The sequence below is a fragment of the Vibrio sp. NC2 genome (assembly GCF_025195005.1).
In the GTDB taxonomy this organism is placed as follows: Bacteria; Pseudomonadota; Gammaproteobacteria; order Enterobacterales; family Vibrionaceae; genus Vibrio; species Vibrio splendidus.
Genome location: NZ_JANVFC010000011.1, coordinates 5,656 through 21,311, shown reverse-complemented (window position 1 = coordinate 21,311; position 15,656 = coordinate 5,656). Strand labels below are relative to the sequence as shown.

11 protein-coding genes and 2 tRNA genes are annotated in these 15,656 nt (G+C 45.1%); 1 reads left to right on the top strand and 12 read right to left on the bottom strand.

The annotated features are described in order from the left end of the window. Nucleotides 1-98 precede the first annotated feature (98 nt). A complete protein-coding gene (gene nudC, locus NX845_RS14730) occupies nucleotides 99-908 on the bottom strand; it encodes an NAD(+) diphosphatase (RefSeq protein WP_102498712.1) in 810 nt (269 codons plus the stop codon). Between the two features lie 164 nt (nucleotides 909-1,072). Here nudC and NX845_RS14725 point away from each other — a divergent pair, with 164 nt between their 5' ends. Beyond that, nucleotides 1,073-1,570 (top strand): Rsd/AlgQ family anti-sigma factor, encoded by a 498-nt coding sequence (locus NX845_RS14725; RefSeq protein WP_017077561.1) that lies wholly within the window; start codon nucleotides 1,073-1,075, stop codon nucleotides 1,568-1,570. Nucleotides 1,571-1,942: 372 nt separating this feature from the next. Here the strand turns inward: NX845_RS14725 and rpoC are convergent, their stop codons facing one another. From rpoC to NX845_RS14670, 11 genes are all read right to left on the bottom strand, one after another. Beyond that, nucleotides 1,943-6,145 carry a DNA-directed RNA polymerase subunit beta' gene (gene rpoC / locus NX845_RS14720; protein ID WP_029222058.1) on the bottom strand — a complete coding sequence of 1,401 codons (4,203 nt, stop codon included), beginning with the start codon at nucleotides 6,143-6,145 and terminating at the stop codon, nucleotides 1,943-1,945. A gap of 90 nt (nucleotides 6,146-6,235) precedes the next feature. Next, entirely contained in the window at nucleotides 6,236-10,264 is a 4,029-nt protein-coding gene (gene rpoB / locus NX845_RS14715; RefSeq protein WP_004729769.1) for a DNA-directed RNA polymerase subunit beta, read from the bottom strand. A 235-nt stretch (nucleotides 10,265-10,499) separates the two neighbouring features. Further along, nucleotides 10,500-10,865 carry a 50S ribosomal protein L7/L12 gene (rplL, locus tag NX845_RS14710; protein ID WP_004729770.1) on the bottom strand — a complete coding sequence of 122 codons (366 nt, stop codon included), beginning with the start codon at nucleotides 10,863-10,865 and terminating at the stop codon, nucleotides 10,500-10,502. A 57-nt stretch (nucleotides 10,866-10,922) separates the two neighbouring features. After that, nucleotides 10,923-11,417, bottom strand: a complete 495-nt coding sequence (gene rplJ, locus NX845_RS14705) for a 50S ribosomal protein L10 (RefSeq protein ID WP_017077558.1) — start codon at nucleotides 11,415-11,417, stop codon at nucleotides 10,923-10,925. 244 nt (nucleotides 11,418-11,661) lie between these two features. Further along, nucleotides 11,662-12,366 carry a 50S ribosomal protein L1 gene (rplA, locus tag NX845_RS14700; RefSeq protein WP_017077557.1) on the bottom strand — a complete coding sequence of 235 codons (705 nt, stop codon included), beginning with the start codon at nucleotides 12,364-12,366 and terminating at the stop codon, nucleotides 11,662-11,664. A 4-nt stretch (nucleotides 12,367-12,370) separates the two neighbouring features. Then, complete coding sequence (gene rplK, locus NX845_RS14695; RefSeq protein ID WP_010435555.1) at nucleotides 12,371-12,799, bottom strand: 50S ribosomal protein L11; 429 nt, start codon at nucleotides 12,797-12,799, stop codon at nucleotides 12,371-12,373. 212 nt (nucleotides 12,800-13,011) lie between these two features. Beyond that, nucleotides 13,012-13,560, bottom strand: coding sequence for a transcription termination/antitermination protein NusG (gene nusG, locus NX845_RS14690; RefSeq protein WP_012605006.1), 549 nt, complete (start codon nucleotides 13,558-13,560; stop codon nucleotides 13,012-13,014). A gap of 13 nt (nucleotides 13,561-13,573) precedes the next feature. Further along, the gene (gene secE / locus NX845_RS14685) at nucleotides 13,574-13,951 is read right to left on the bottom strand and encodes a preprotein translocase subunit SecE (RefSeq protein ID WP_017073785.1); all 378 of its coding nucleotides are present in this window, start codon (nucleotides 13,949-13,951) and stop codon (nucleotides 13,574-13,576) included. A 223-nt stretch (nucleotides 13,952-14,174) separates the two neighbouring features. Then, the gene (gene tuf / locus NX845_RS14680) at nucleotides 14,175-15,359 is read right to left on the bottom strand and encodes an elongation factor Tu (protein ID WP_012604914.1); all 1,185 of its coding nucleotides are present in this window, start codon (nucleotides 15,357-15,359) and stop codon (nucleotides 14,175-14,177) included. A gap of 95 nt (nucleotides 15,360-15,454) precedes the next feature. Further along, nucleotides 15,455-15,530, bottom strand: a tRNA-Thr gene (locus tag NX845_RS14675). Nucleotides 15,531-15,544: 14 nt separating this feature from the next. Continuing rightward, nucleotides 15,545-15,619: transfer RNA gene (locus NX845_RS14670), tRNA-Gly, on the bottom strand. Nucleotides 15,620-15,656: the final 37 nt, after the last annotated feature.

Below are 15,656 nucleotides of genomic sequence, written 5' to 3'. Positions count from 1 at the left end.
CTCAGCATCTCATAACGACATCTTACTTACCCCCTCCACTTGTGGAGGGTTTTTTTTAGCTTTTGACCACCTATAGGCCAAATACTATCATAGGTAAATTAGTACTCTATCGTCTGCTCCGTCACACCATCTTTCATCACGTCACCCACAGTTTTATCAATCAACTGTCTCGCAATCGTTCCTACTGGAGCTACATCAGGCAGGCTTGTTACATCAAACCATTGGGCATCCGACAATTCACTGTAATCTGGTTTAAGCGTTCCACCAGCATAGTCAGCCAGAAAGGCCATCATCATACTCGACGGAAACGCCCATGGCTGGCTGCCAAAGTAACGGATATTACTGACATCGATGCCTGTCTCTTCTTTGACTTCTCTTGCCACGCACCGCTCTAAGGTTTCCCCAACCTCTAGGAAGCCCGCTATCACGGTATACATACCTGTTTTATGTCTTGGGTGCTGTGCAAGCAATATCTTGTTGTCGTTTCGTACAGCGACAATGATGCACGGGAAGATACGAGGATAATGAAGCGTTCGGCAGTCTCCGCATTGCATCGCCACCTGATTATGGTTGAGGTGATTACGACCGCCACACTGAGGACAAAAACGCATACTTTGCGTCATGTGCCCATACTGGATGGCTTTGCTTGCTGTCAGAAAACTCGATTCAGGCCAGTGCAATAACTCACGTAGGTTTATCATGGTCAGCTCACTCTCAACATCACAGTCGTTGAGCCAATACACCTTACGACCTTGATGCTGACCAATACAGATTGCATGCTCGACGCTCAGCCCTAGCTCCTCTGCTGAGCCATAAGGAAACTGATCATTATTAACCCAAATATCACTACCTGAAACGACGCACCAATAAGCTTGCTCTGTCATTTTGTTATCACTTTTTTTTAACATCCCTATGCCTCATTGCTTGCAGTTCGTTCATTTTACTGGCAATCTAATTTCATACTAGAGTTGTAGCAGATAATAATTCAAACTATTACTTTTAGTAGATACCAATAAATGGACCTTGCTTAGGCAATTACTTGATCACAAGGTTGTGATCAGATCATGAGGACATGGTCATGCTAAATAAATTCAAACAAATACAAGAACAATGGGGTGGCTCTAATGAGGTCATCGATCATTGGCTCGAAACTCGACAGTCTCTAATCGTTGAGTATTGTAAGCTTGCCGCTCTACAGCCTTCATCGTCGAAAGCAACTGCAATCACTGAACTGCCTTCTCCAGAAGAACTCCAAAAATTCAGCCAACATCTTGTTGATTACATCTCCGAAGGTCATTTCAAAATCTATGACATGGTGATGGACAAATGGCAGTCTACTGGCTTCAAAGCAACAGACGAAATCAACCAGTCTTATGGTCATATCGTCCTTACCACGGACCCTCTGCTCAACTTCACCGACAAGTACGCCGCCATTGAAGCTAGTGATACATTAGAAGGCTTTGATAGTGAGCTGTCACTCATAGGTGAGATACTTGAGGCTAGGTTTGCGGTTGAAGACCAGCTGATACAACAAATTGCCGACAGCCTAGCGGTTCCACCAGGAGCTTAATGGCTTAACATATTCTAAGCTTGCCTCTGTGCAAGCTTTTTGTTTTGTCTGTAGCGTTACCTAACACATCCAACTCTTTTACCAGAGCCTATCGGTTCGTCCCTAGTCTGATGTTTTGCGATAACCCGACGTAACACTTCTCACCGGTTTCATCCTCAGCGCCTCCCTGTAAACACGTAAACTGCCTCCCTGTTAACACGCAAGCTGCCTTCGAGAAAGTACTATCGACTAAGTCCACCAGCCAAGCAATCTGCAAGCAAGCATACCTATCAACTTCTAATCTATAAACCTCTCGTTAAACACCTATACGCCAGATACAAAAAAGGCACCCGAAGGTGCCTTTTCTTATCTCTTAGAGACTACTCGTAGAGCTTACTCTTCTGAAGAGAAACCAGCGTTTAGAAGTGCTGCTAGATTGTCAGTAGCTTGTTCAGCTGAAGGACCTTCTTGCTCTTCTTCACGTTGCTTTTGACGCTCTTGGTGGTATGCGAAACCAGTACCAGCTGGGATCAGACGACCAACAATTACGTTCTCTTTCAGACCGCGAAGGTCATCACGCTTACCAGAAACCGCAGCTTCTGTTAGTACGCGAGTCGTTTCTTGGAACGATGCAGCTGAGATGAATGACTCAGTTGCAAGAGATGCTTTAGTAATACCTAGCAGATCACGTTCGAAACGTACTAGTTCTTTACCTTCAGCTTCTAGCTTACGGTTAGCAATCTTAACATTGTGGTACTCAACTTGTTCGCCAGGTAGGAACGGAGAGTCACCAGAATGAGTGATTGTACACTTACGTAGCATTTGACGAACGATAGTCTCGATGTGCTTATCGTTAATCTTTACGCCTTGTAAGCGGTAAACTTCTTGAACTTCGTTCGCGATGTACTGAGTTACTGCGTGGATACCACGTAGACGCAGGATATCGTGTGGAGTTTCAGGACCGTCGGCGATTACATCACCACGTTCAATCTTCTCACCTTCGAACACGTTCAATTGACGATGCTTAGGAATCATCTCTTCGTAAGCGTCACCGCCTTCACGAGTGATTACTAGACGACGCTTACCTTTCGTTTCTTTACCGAAAGACACAGTACCTGTGTGCTCAGCAAGGATCGCAGGCTCTTTAGGCTTACGAGCTTCGAATAGGTCAGCTACGCGTGGTAGACCACCGGTGATATCTTTGTTTCCGCTCGATTTTTGAGGGATACGAGATAGTGTGTCACCAATGCCAACTTCAGCGCCATCTTCGATGTTTACAATCGCTTTGCCAGGTAGGAAGTAGTGAGCTGGCATATCAGTACCAGGGATCATTACGTCGTTACCTTGCTCATCAACAAGTTTGATAGCTGGACGCATATCTTTACCTGCTGCTGGGCGAGCTGCTGCGTCTGTAACTTCACTTGAAGAAAGACCCGTTAGATCGTCAGTGTTACGAGAAACTGTAATACCATCGATCATATCTACGAATTGGATACGACCTGCCACTTCAGTGATGATTGGCATGGTATGCGCTTCCCAGTTAGCTACAACTTCACCAGCAGTAACTGCTGCGTTGTCGCCTTTGGTTAGCATCGAACCGTAAGGAAGTTTGTGCTTCTCTTTCGTACGGCCGAATTCATCAATAATCGTCATCTCAGATGCACGAGAAGTGATAACCAGTTTCTTATCTTTGTTAATTACGAACTTAGCATTGTGAAGCTTCACAGTACCAGTTGTCTTCGCTTGGATGCTGTTCTCTGCTGCTGCAGTAGATGCCGCACCACCGATGTGGAACGTACGCATCGTTAGCTGTGTACCCGGTTCACCGATAGATTGTGCAGCGATAACACCAACTGCTTCACCTTGGTTCACTAGGTGACCACGTGCTAGGTCACGACCGTAACACTGTGCACAACAACCGAAGTCTGCATCACAGGTAACAACAGAGCGCACTTTCATGCTATCTACTGAGTTGTCTTCCATGATTTGACACCACTTCTCATCAATCAGAGTATTACGTGGAATCAGTACATCTTCAGTACCAGGCTTAAGAACATCTTCAGCAACAACACGACCAAGAGCAAGCTCAGAAAGTGCAACTTTAACGTCACCACCTTCGATGTGAGGCATCATGTCGATACCTTCATGCGTGCCACAGTCATGTTCGTGTACTACAACGTCTTGAGCAACGTCTACTAGACGACGAGTTAGGTAACCCGAGTTTGCTGTTTTCAGTGCTGTATCCGCAAGACCCTTACGAGCACCGTGCGTTGAGATAAAGTACTGAAGGACGTTTAGACCTTCTTTAAAGTTCGCAGTGATCGGCGTTTCGATGATTGAACCATCTGGACGCGCCATCAGACCACGCATACCTGCTAGCTGACGAATCTGAGCTGCAGAACCACGTGCGCCCGAGTCGGCCATCATGTAGATGCTGTTGAACGATTCTTGCTGTTCTTCTTCGCCGTCACGGTTAATAACTGTTTCAGAAGATAGGTTATCCATCATTGCTTTCGCAACGCGGTCATTCGTAGATGCCCAGATATCGATAACTTTGTTGTAACGCTCACCCGCAGTAACAAGACCAGATTGGAATTGCTCTTGGATTTCACGAACTTCTTCTTCAGCAGATTCAATCTCGTCGTATTTCGCTTGAGGAACAACCATATCGTTGATACCTACAGAAACACCAGAAAGAGCCGCGTATGCGAAACCTGCGTACATGATTTGGTCAGCAAATACTACTGTATCTTTTAGACCAAGCTTACGGTAACACTCGTTAAGAAGAGTAGAGATCTGCTTCTTACCTAACTTTTGGTTAACGATGCTGTACGGAAGGCCTTTAGGAACGATCTGCCATAGCATTGCACGACCTACAGTCGTATCTACTAGGCCAGTATTCGTTGTGCTATTGCCGTCTTCGTCTACTACTGTTTCAGTGATACGTACTTTAACGCGAGCATGTAGCTCAGCAGTCTTAGTACGGTATGCCTTTTCAGCCTCAGCAGGGCCAGCAAGGTACATACCTTCACCTTTCACGTTGATCTTGTCACGTGTCATGTAGTAAAGACCCAATACAACGTCCTGAGAAGGTACGATGATCGGATCACCTGATGCTGGCGACAGAATGTTATTCGTCGACATCATTAGGGTACGAGCTTCAAGCTGTGCTTCTAGAGTTAGAGGCACGTGTACAGCCATTTGGTCACCATCGAAGTCGGCGTTGTATGCCGCACACACTAGTGGGTGAAGCTGAATCGCTTTACCTTCGATTAGTACTGGTTCAAACGCTTGGATACCTAGACGGTGAAGTGTAGGTGCACGGTTAAGCAGTACTGGGTGTTCACGGATAACTTCGTCTAGGATATCCCAAACGATCGCTTCTTCGCGCTCTACCATTTTCTTAGCAGCTTTGATTGTCGTAGCCATGCCACGAGTCTCTAGCTTGCTGTAGATGAACGGCTTAAATAGCTCAAGTGCCATCTTCTTAGGAAGACCACACTGATGTAGACGAAGGTATGGACCTACTGTGATTACAGAACGGCCAGAGTAGTCTACACGTTTACCTAGAAGGTTCTGACGGAAACGACCTTGTTTACCCTTGATCATATCAGCAAGAGATTTCAGAGGACGCTTGTTAGAACCCGTGATCGCACGACCGCGACGACCGTTATCTAGAAGGGCATCAACAGACTCTTGCAACATACGCTTTTCGTTACGTACGATGATGTCTGGAGCCGCTAGCTCTAGAAGACGCTTCAAACGGTTGTTACGGTTAATCACACGACGGTAAAGGTCGTTCAGATCTGAAGTCGCAAAACGACCGCCATCTAGAGGTACTAGAGGACGCAGATCTGGCGGTAGCACTGGAAGTACAGTTAGGATCATCCACTCAGGCTTGTTGCCTGACGAGATGAACGCTTCAACTAGCTTCAAACGCTTAGTAACTTTCTTACGCTTAGTTTCAGAGTTAGTTGTTTCTAACTCTTCGCGCATTTCTTCCACTTCTTGATGAAGGTCCATTGTTGAAAGCAGATCTTTGATCGCTTCAGCACCCATCTTAGCAGTGAATTCGTCACCCCACTCTTCTAGACGATCCAGGTACTCTTCTTCAGTAAGCATCTGAGATTTTTCTAGATCAGTCATACCCGGTTCAGTTACTACGTACATTTCGAAGTAAAGAACACGTTCGATATCACGCAGAGGGATATCCATTAGTAGACCGATACGAGACGGTAGTGATTTTAGGAACCAGATGTGAGCAACTGGTGAAGCAAGCTCGATGTGGCCCATACGGTCACGACGAACTTTAGTTTGTGTAACTTCAACGCCACACTTCTCACAGATAACACCACGGTGCTTCAGGCGCTTGTATTTGCCACAAAGACATTCGTAGTCTTTAACTGGACCAAAAATACGTGCACAGAACAGACCATCACGTTCAGGTTTGAACGTACGATAGTTAATTGTTTCTGGCTTTTTAACTTCACCAAAAGACCACGAACGGATCGTATCTGGTGAAGATAGACCGATTTTGATTGCATCAAATTCTTCGGTCTTATGCTGTGCTTTTAGAAAGTTTAATAAGTCTTTCACGTTCAGCTCCTGTAAGGAGTTAAAGGAGCTCACCGACTAAAGTGAGCCCCCTTTACCAAGTAATCCAATCTTCTTTATAAAAAAGAGGGATTACTCTTCGTCTTCTAGCTCGATGTTGATACCTAGCGAGCGAATCTCTTTCAACAGTACGTTGAACGACTCAGGCATGCCAGGTTCCATGCTATGGTTGCCATCTACGATGTTCTTATACATCTTAGTACGGCCGTTAACGTCATCCGACTTAACTGTTAGCATTTCTTGTAGAGTATATGCAGCACCGTATGCTTCTAGTGCCCATACTTCCATCTCACCGAAACGCTGACCACCGAACTGAGCTTTACCACCAAGTGGTTGCTGAGTTACTAGGCTGTAAGAACCAGTTGAACGAGCATGCATCTTGTCATCAACCAAGTGGTTCAGTTTCAGCATGTACATGTAACCAACAGTTACAGGACGCTCAAACGAATCACCAGTACGACCATCAAACAGTTTAAGCTGACCAGATTCTGGCAGATCACCCAGTTTAAGTAGATCTTTGATTAGAGACTCAGAAGCACCGTCGAACACAGGAGTAGCAATCGGTAGACCGCCACGTAGGTTCTTAATCAGTGTACGAACTTGATCATCAGACAGTTCAGCAATATCAACTTTCTGACGAGTATCACCAAGATCATAAACCTTCTGTAGGAACTCACGGAACTTATGCAGTTCTTGTTGTTCCTTAAGCATTTGGTTGATCTTGTCACCGATACCTTTCGCAGCCAAACCTAAGTGAACTTCTAGGATCTGACCGATGTTCATACGCGATGGTACACCCAGCGGGTTAAGTACGATGTCTACAGGCTGACCTTTCTCATCGTATGGCATGTCTTCAACAGGGTTAATCTTAGAGATTACACCTTTGTTACCGTGACGACCGGCCATCTTATCACCAGGCTGGATACGACGTTTAACCGCTAGGTAAACTTTAACAATCTTAAGAACGCCAGGCGCTAGATCATCACCTTGAGTGATTTTACGACGCTTAGTTTCAAACTTCTTATCGAAGTCTGCTTTTAGCTCATCCCACTGCTCAGCAAGTTGCTCAAGCTGTGTTTGTAGCGCATCGTCTTCTAGAACTTGCTCTAGCCATTGCTTACGACCGATAGTATCAAGCTTAGCTTCAGAGTAACCACCAGACAGAAGTACAGCTTTAACACGGTTAAGAAGGCCACCCTCAAGAATTTGGAACTCTTCAGTTAGATCTTTCTTAGCTTCTTTAAGCTGCATCTGTTCGATTTCAAGTGCACGTTTGTCTTTCTCTACGCCATCGCGAGTGAAGACTTGTACATCGATGATAGTACCCGAAACAGAGTTTGGTACACGTAGAGAAGTATCTTTAACATCAGATGCTTTCTCACCGAAGATAGCACGTAGTAGCTTCTCTTCAGGAGTCAGTTGAGTTTCACCTTTAGGGGTTACTTTACCAACAAGGATGTCGCCACCCTTAACTTCAGCACCAATGTAAACGATACCTGACTCGTCTAGTTTAGACAGAGCAGACTCACCTACGTTTGGAATATCAGCTGTGATCTCTTCAGAACCCAGCTTAGTATCACGAGCCACACAAGATAGTTCTTGAATGTGAATTGTCGTGAAACGGTCTTCTTGAACTACGCGCTCAGATACTAAGATCGAGTCTTCGAAGTTGTAACCGTTCCAAGGCATAAATGCGATACGCATGTTTTGGCCAAGAGCAAGTTCACCAAGGTCAGTTGAAGGACCATCAGCAAGAACATCACCGCGTGCAACTGGTTCACCAGGAAGTACAGTTGGACGTTGGTTAATACATGTGTTTTGGTTCGAACGCGTGTACTTAGTTAGGTTGTAGATATCGATACCAGCTTCGCCAGGTACCAATTCATCTTCGTTAACCTTAACTACGATACGAGAAGCGTCTACAGACTGAACTTGACCACCACGTTTAGCAACCGCTGTAACACCAGAGTCAACTGCGATGTTACGTTCAATACCAGTACCTACTAGAGGCTTATCAGCTCTAAGTGTTGGTACCGCTTGACGTTGCATGTTGGCACCCATCAATGCACGGTTCGCATCATCGTGTTCTAGGAACGGGATAAGCGAAGCAGCGATAGATACTACTTGGTTTGTCGCAACGTCCATGTAGTCAACGTGCTCGCGTGGGTGAAGACCAGATTCACCTTTTTGACGAGCTGTGATTAGCTCATCTGCAAACGTACCTTCTTCTGTAAGAATAGTGTTTGCTTGCGCGATTACGAATTGACCTTCCTGGATTGCAGACAGGTAATCAACTTCTTCTGTTACTACACCATCTACTACACGACGGTACGGAGTTTCTAGGAAACCGTAATCGTTACAACGTGCAAACGCAGATAGCGAGTTAATTAGACCGATGTTTGGACCTTCAGGCGTTTCGATCGGACATAGACGACCGTAGTGAGTTACGTGAACGTCACGTACTTCGAAGCCTGCGCGCTCACGAGTAAGACCACCAGGACCTAAAGCAGAGATACGACGTTTGTGCGTAACTTCTGACAATGGGTTGTTTTGGTCCATAAACTGTGAAAGCTGTGAAGAGCCAAAGAATTCTTTAACTGCAGCAGAGATCGGCTTAGCATTGATAAGATCTTGAGGCATGATTGCATCAAGGTCACCAAGGCTTAGGCGCTCTTTAACGGCACGTTCTACACGAACTAGACCAACACGGAATTGGTTTTCTGCCATTTCACCTACAGAACGGATACGACGGTTGCCAAGGTGGTCGATATCGTCCACTTCACCAATGCCGTTACGGATGCCGATCAGTTTCTTCATCACTTCGATGATGTCTGATTCATCCAGAGTACCGCGCTCTTCTTCTTCTTCACGCTCGATAGAGCTGTTGAATTTCATACGGCCTACAGTTGATAGGTCGTAACGATCTTCAGAGAAGAATAGGCTTTCGAACAATGATTCTGCAGCTTCTTTCGTTGGTGGCTCGCCAGGGCGCATCATGCGGTAGATTTCTACCAATGCAGAGATGCGATCTACTGTGCTATCCGCACGTAGAGTGTCTGACATGAATGGACCATGGTCTAGGTCATTCGTGAACAGCACTTCTAGAGTCTTGTGACCTGCTTGAGACAGGTTAGCAAGTGCTTCTAGGCTAATCTCTTGGTTTGCGCCAACGATGATCTCGCCAGTTGCTTCGTTGATGTAATCTTTCGCAGCAATCTTTTCAACGATGTACTCTACTGGTACTTCGATGTGCTCAACGCCATCTTTTTCAAGTTGACGGATATGGCGAGCAGTAACACGACGACCAGTCTCAACGTAAGTTTTACCGTTTGATTCGATGTCGAATGACGCAGTTTCACCACGTAGACGATCAGGAACCAACTCCATAAGTAGAGTTTGGTCTTTAACTTCGAAGTTCACCTTGTCGAAGAACAGATCTAGGATCTCTTCAGTCGATTTACCAAGTGCACGAAGAATAATCGATGCTGGTAGCTTACGACGACGGTCGATACGTACGAATAAGTTATCCTTAGGATCGAACTCAAAGTCTAACCATGAGCCACGGTAAGGAATTACACGTGCGTTATAAAGAACTTTACCTGATGAGTGGGTCTTACCCTTATCACTGTCGAAGAACACGCCTGGGCTTCGGTGCAGCTGGGATACGATAACCCTCTCGGTACCATTAATTACGAAAGTACCATTGTCTGTCATAAGCGGAATTTCGCCCATGTAGACTTCTTGTTCTTTAATGTCTTTTACAGTGCCTGCTGGTGCGTCTCGATCAAAGATAACTAGACGTAGTTTTACGCGTAGTGGCTTTGAGTAAGTTACACCGCGGATTTGACATTCTTTAACGTCAAAAACTGGCTCACCAAGACGGTAGCTAACGTATTGCAGCTCAGAATTGCCGTTGTAGCTCTGAATTGGAAATACAGAACGGAAAGCAGCTTCAAGACCGTATTGACCTTCTGGATCCTGTTCGATGAATTTATCGAAAGAATCAAGCTGGATCGATAACAGGTATGGAATGTCCAAAACTTGTGGACGAGTACCAAAATCCTTACGGATGCGCTTTTTCTCGGTATAAGAGTAAACCATGGGGTTCCTCAGCTCGCTGATAAGTGACCCAAACCACCCAAAACACTCTTCAGAGGGGGCGGTGACAAACAGCTGTTTACTGTAGTTGAACAATCATTTCGAAAAAATGACTGTTTTTTTGCTCGGATTATGACGGTTAAACAGCGGGAAATTCGTCATAGCCCTACAGCGCAAAAAGGCCGGTGGTTAATAAACCACCAGCCAATAGCCTTGCGGCTAGGAAATTAAGTAATAATTACTTGATTTCAACAGAAGCGCCAACTTCTTCTAGCTGTGCTTTAAGAGCTTCAGCTTCAGCTTTGTCAACGCCTTCTTTAAGCGCTGCAGGAGCTGAGTCTACAAGACCTTTAGCTTCTTTAAGACCTAGGCCAGTTGCGCCACGTACAGCTTTGATAACTTGTACTTTGTTTGCGCCAGCGCCAGTAAGGATAACGTCGAATTCAGTTTGCTCAGCAGCAGCTTCAGCAGAAGCACCACCAGCTACAACTGCAGCAGCAGCAGTAACACCGAATTTTTCTTCCATAGCTTCGATAAGCTCAACAACTTGCATTACAGACATTTCTGCAACTGCGTCTAGGATTTGCTCGTTAGTAATAGACATAACAATTCTCTTTTAAGTCAACAATAAGTTTAAATAGCAACCAGTGAAAAGCAAGGCTTATGCCGCAGCTTCTTCTTTTTGGTCGCGAACAGCAGCGATAGTACGAACCAGCTTGCCAGCAGAAGCTTCTTTCATGCACATCATTAGGCGTGCGATAGCTTCGTCGTAAGTTGGTAGTGTCGCTAGTACATCAGCATCAGTAACTGCGCCTTCAAATGCAGCAGCTTTGATCTCGAATGTTTTGTTCTCTTTAGCGAAGTCTTTGAAAAGACGCGCTGCAGCACCAGGGTGCTCGTTAGAGAACGCAAGTAGGCTAGGACCAGTAAATGTGTCTTGTAGACACTCATACTCAGTACCTTCTACTGCACGGCGTGCTAGTGTGTTACGAACAACTCTCATGTAAACACCCGCTTCGCGAGCTTGTTTACGTAGAGAAGTCATCGCGCCAACAGTAACGCCACGAGAGTCAGCTACAACTGCAGAAAGTGCACCACTGGCTGCTTCGTTGACTTCAGCAACAATTGCTTTTTTGTCTTGAAGATTTAAAGCCATTTGGATTAACCTCTGGTTGTGATTACAGCACTCAATATAAAATACATTGAGCGTTTACGATGTTATTCAAAAATGAATAAATTCATTTCAAACGACAACATCGCCTACGTAGGTTTTATTAAGCTTCACCTTAAAAAGGTTCAGCGCCTACGGTCTTGGGATAGACAGTTATGAATTGCTTCAAAAACCACCCAACCACAAATATTAGGCGCAGAAGTATATACTAAATCTGCGCCAAAGCAAATTAGTTTGCTTGAGTATCAAGACTAGCTTGATCAACAGTAACACCAGCACCCATCGTAGTAGAGATGCTTACTTTCTTCAGGAAAGTACCTTTCGCTGAAGAAGGCTTAGCTTTCTTAAGAGCAACTAGAAGTGCTTCTAGGTTCTCTTGAAGCTGGTTAGCTTCGAAAGACGCTTTGCCGATAGTAGTGTGGATGATACCGTTCTTGTCGTTACGGTAACGAACCTGACCAGCTTTAGCGTTCTTAACCGCTTCAGCAACGTTAGGAGTTACAGTACCAACTTTAGGGTTTGGCATTAGACCGCGTGGACCTAGGATTGTACCTAGTTGACCAACAACGCGCATTGCATCAGGAGAAGCAACAACAACGTCAAAGTCCATTACGCCTTTTTTCACTTGCTCAGCAAGATCTTCCATACCAACGATATCTGCGCCAGCTGCTTTAGCTGCTTCTGCGTTTGCACCTTGAGTGAACACAGCAACGCGGATTTCACGGCCAGTACCGTGAGGTAGCACAGTTGCGCCACGTACGTTTTGGTCAGATTTACGAGCATCGATGCCTAGGTTAACAGCAACATCTACAGACTCAACGAATTTAGCAGTCGCTAGTTCTTTAAGAAGAGCAACAGCTTCGTTGATTTCGTATTCTTTAGTTACTTCAACTTTGTCGCGGATTACGCGCATACGCTTAGTAAGTTTTGCCATGATCTTATCCCTCTACCACTAGGCCCATTGAACGAGCAGTACCAGCAATAGAACGCTTCATTGCTTCGATGTCAGCACCAGTCATATCAGCAGCTTTAGTTTCTGCGATTTCCTGAACTTGAGCGTCAGTTACAGTACCAACTTTCTCAGTGTTTGGACGACCTGAACCAGACTTAACGCCAGCAGCTTTCTTAAGAAGAACAGCAGCAGGTGGAGTCTTAGTTACGAACGTGAAAGAACGGTCGTTGTAAACAGTAATTACTACTGGAGTAGGTAGACCTTTCTCAACAGATTCTGTTTTTGCGTTGAACGCTTTACAGAATTCCATGATGTTCACGCCGTGTTGACCTAGAGCAGGACCAACCGGTGGACTTGGGTTTGCCATACCAGCTGCAACTTGCAGTTTGATATAAGCTTCAACTTTCTTAGCCATGATATTTCCTAATTTTTGGGTACATGCGCTAGCCCTAAGGCAAGCTCCCCTTAATTTCAATTAACTCTTTCTTACTTCGATAGAAGCAAAAAGGCGCGAAATTATAATCATAATTCGCGCCTTTAACAACCCTAAAAAGGTGGTTTTTTATACTCTTTTATTTTGAACAACTTATGAAGCATTTATCCACAGCTTGTTCAAAAGTTAGAGTTTTAGTCTAGCTTTTCAACTTGACCAAATTCAAGCTCAACCGGTGTTGCACGACCAAAGATCGATACAGATACCTTAATGCGGCTTTTCTCGTAATCTACTTCTTCAACTGTACCGTTGAAATCAGCAAACGGACCATCGTTCACACGAACCACTTCACCCGCTTCGAACATTGTCTTAGGACGTGGAGACTCGCTCGCTTTCTCTAGACGGTTCAAGATAGCATCAGCTTCTTTGTCAGTGATTGGCGCAGGACGATCAGAGGTACCACCAATGAAGCCCATAACACGAGGGATACTGCGCACTAAGTGCCATGATTCATCATTCATGATCATTTGCACTAATACGTAGCCAGGGAAGAACTTACGTTCGCTTTTACGGCGTTGACCTGCACGCATTTCCACTACTTCTTCAGTAGGTACTAAAACGTCACCAAAGAACTCTTCCATGTCGTGCATTTTAATATGTTCGCGTAGCGATTGAGATACACGACCTTCATAGCCAGAAAAGGCTTGAACTACATACCAACGTTTTTTTGGAGCTTCACTCATGAATCAGAACCCTCTACACCCCAGTCGCTAGAGAAACTAAACGGACCATAATGCCGTCAATTCCCCAAAGCACTAGAGACATAACAATACATACAGCTAAAACGATCAATGTGGTTTGCATAGTTTCTTGGCGAGTAGGCCAAACAACTTTACGAATCTCCATACGAGATTCTTTTGCAAAATCGATCGCAGCTTTACCTTTAACTGTTGTTGCTGCAACGCCTAGTGCGGCAGCAATCAGCACAACTACACCTGCAGCGCGAATTACAACAGACAATTCACCATACAGGTAATTACCCACAACAGCAGCAGCCAACAGTACAAAAGCGACTACCCACTTCATTGTATCTGCTGCACCTGAGCTATCAGGAGTTTCAGCGTTTGCTTTCATAAAACCAACCTGTGATAAGTCTTAAATATAGACGACAATAACCCCGCTGTTGCAGGGCACATTCCTTTGCGTTGCAAAACAACACATCTAACAGTCATTTTAGTCAAAAAGACCGTTTAGTTCTTTGCTAAGAGCTAAAATTGATGCCAAAACATCCAACTCTTTTTTCAGCGAAGAAAAAGGGCATCAAATGATGCCCTTTTTACTAGTGGTTCGTCAAATCTTATGCAAAGATTTTAGCTACAACACCAGCACCAACTGTACGGCCACCTTCGCGGATTGCGAAACGTAGACCTTCGTCCATTGCGATTGGAGCGATTAGCTCAACAGTCATTTGAACGTTGTCACCTGGCATTACCATTTCTACGCCTTCAGGTAGAGTGATGTCGCCTGTTACGTCAGTTGTACGGAAGTAGAACTGTGGACGGTAACCCTTGAAGAAAGGAGTGTGACGGCCGCCTTCGTCTTTAGAAAGTACGTATACTTCAGACTCAAACTTAGTGTGTGGGTTGATTGAACCTTTAGCAGAAAGTACTTGGCCACGTTCAACGTCATCACGCTTAGTACCACGTAGAAGTGCACCAACGTTCTCACCTGCACGACCTTCGTCAAGCAGTTTACGGAACATTTCAACACCAGTACAAGTAGTAAGAGTAGTTTCTTTGATACCAACGATTTCTACTTCGTCACCTACACGTAGGATACCGCGCTCGATACGACCAGTAACTACTGTACCACGACCTTGGATTGAGAATACATCTTCAATAGGAAGTAGGAACGGTAGATCAACAGCACGCTCTGGAAGTGGAATGTAAGAATCTAGTGCTTCTGCAAGCTCAACGATCTTGTCTTCCCACTGCTTTTCGCCGTTTAGAGCGCCAAGTGCAGAACCTTGAATTACTGGAAGGTCGTCTCCTGGGTACTCGTACTCAGAAAGAAGTTCACGTACTTCCATTTCTACTAGCTCAAGTAGCTCTTCGTCATCAACCATGTCACATTTGTTCATGAATACGATGATGTAAGGGATACCAACTTGACGACCAAGTAGGATGTGCTCACGTGTTTGTGGCATAGGGCCATCTGTAGCAGCAACAACTAGGATACCGCCGTCCATTTGAGCAGCACCAGTGATCATGTTTTTAACATAATCGGCGTGTCCAGGACAGTCTACGTGTGCGTAGTGACGTTCAGGAGTATCGTACTCAACGTGAGAAGTTGCGATTGTGATACCGCGCTCGCGCTCTTCTGGAGCGTTATCGATAGATGCGAAATCTTTAGCAACACCGCCGTACACTTTTGCAAGTGTAGTACAGATAGCAGCAGTTAGAGTTGTTTTACCGTGGTCAACGTGGCCGATAGTACCAACGTTTACGTGCGGTTTCGTACGTTCAAATTTTTCTTTAGACATGGGGTGTCCCTCTAGGTACGGATTAGGTGGCTTAAAATAAGACCACGCAACCAAAAAAAATGGTTTTCTTTATTAAAGGAGAAGAAGCTTTAGACTGGTGCTAATACCCAGAGTCGAACTGGGGGCCTCACCCTTACCAAGGGTGCGCTCTACCGACTGAGCTATATCAGCACACAAAAATGAGTTGGAGCGTGCAGCGGGAATCGAACCCGCATCATCAGCTTGGAAGGCTGAGGTAATAGCCATTATACGATGCACGCAACACGTAACTCTTTTGAGCTATTTAACCTTTAGAAT